Genomic DNA, 1,346 nt, shown 5'->3' on the forward strand with positions numbered 1-1,346 from the left:
AATAAGGCGCTGCGTACCATCTTTTTTTGACTCACAAAGTCGGCTGAGATTGCTAAAAGCTCATCAAGTGCGTGATCATTGGCCGCATCACTATGCGTCTGACTGTTACTTTTAGGGATAGCGGGTTCAAGTTCAACGGCAGGATCTACAAATCGGATATTACTGAGCTCAATTCGCGCAAAGGGTTTACGCTTTTTATAATGTATTGTGACGCCGTTAACCTCTTGTTCATTGCTTTCTAGGTCAATACGTCCCTTGTCGTCGTACTCAATTACTAAACCATTTTTTTCAATGTAAGCATTGATCTCATCAATCGTCTCGTTGTATTCGTGAATCACTGAACGATTGCCTTTGAGAATATCCTTATATAGTGATTTACCCAGTTTCATTTTTGGCAAACGATTGATGCCCAGCTCACGGTAGGATTTCTCACTAATGGTTTTATTCTTAGGCAGTAGCTCATTGGCCATATCCGCCCAAAGGGTGCGTTGATATTTAAGCTCATCGCCGCGTCCGTTTAACCCCTTAGATAACCGCTCCTCCGTTGACCACTGCAACCAATTCTTGCGTGCTGATAAAGCATAACCCTCAACATCCGCTACTATCTCACGGCTTGAGAGTAAAATATGGGCATGAAAGTTACGACTGGTCAGCTCAACCACTTCAACCTCCCCCACATGTTTCTCGTGACTGTGGGGCCGATGAATGGCCACATCGACAAGCACGTTATAACGATCAGATAAGGTTTGAGCGTAGCGCTCGACCAGAACTATACGCTGATCCGCGGTGATCCCATCAGGAAACATCACATCAATCTCAGTACCCAATTGCGCGTTTTTACGAGTCTCAATGCGTTCGATATCATTCCAAAAACCCTCACGTGTCACTGCTAGATCCCCAGCAAGAGTTGGCGTTATCAACGCCGTATGCATCACATTTTTCTCAATAACTTGCGTGTATTTAGTACCATCACTGTCCACTAAATTTAAGATTTTGTCTTTAGCTTTACTGGTGTAATCGTGGACGACTCCTGACTGCTCATCAACCAGTTTTGAGCCAGAATTATAAGCCGACTTTGCCACCACGCTATGATTTTTCGCCTTACTAACGGCGCTAACCGACAGGTGAAACCCTTTATTATTCATAGCAAAAAATCCGGAATTGAAAAATGTTTTCTTGGGGGTTGTAGGGGGTTCGCCCCCTGCCGGACGACGGAGTTTATGTAAAAAAACAGTACCCCTTGTGGGTCTTTTTTACACAAACTCCTAAGTTCGCTCTTAACAGAGGGTTAAAATACTACTGCGCCCACGAAACGATGTGGTCTTGTGTATTTTACTACCTTGCAT

The 1,346-nt window shown here is 44.1% G+C and carries 1 protein-coding gene; it reads right to left on the bottom strand.

All coding sequences use genetic code 11. The features are described from left to right. The coding region (locus tag I3254_RS00745; RefSeq protein ID WP_238050487.1) for a MobA/MobL family protein at positions 1-1,145 on the bottom strand (1,145 nt) is incomplete at its 3' end. Between the last annotated feature and the right edge of the window lie 201 nt (positions 1,146-1,346).

Source organism: Psychrobacter sp. Ps2 (assembly GCF_022129405.1).
Classification (GTDB): domain Bacteria; phylum Pseudomonadota; class Gammaproteobacteria; order Pseudomonadales; family Moraxellaceae; genus Psychrobacter.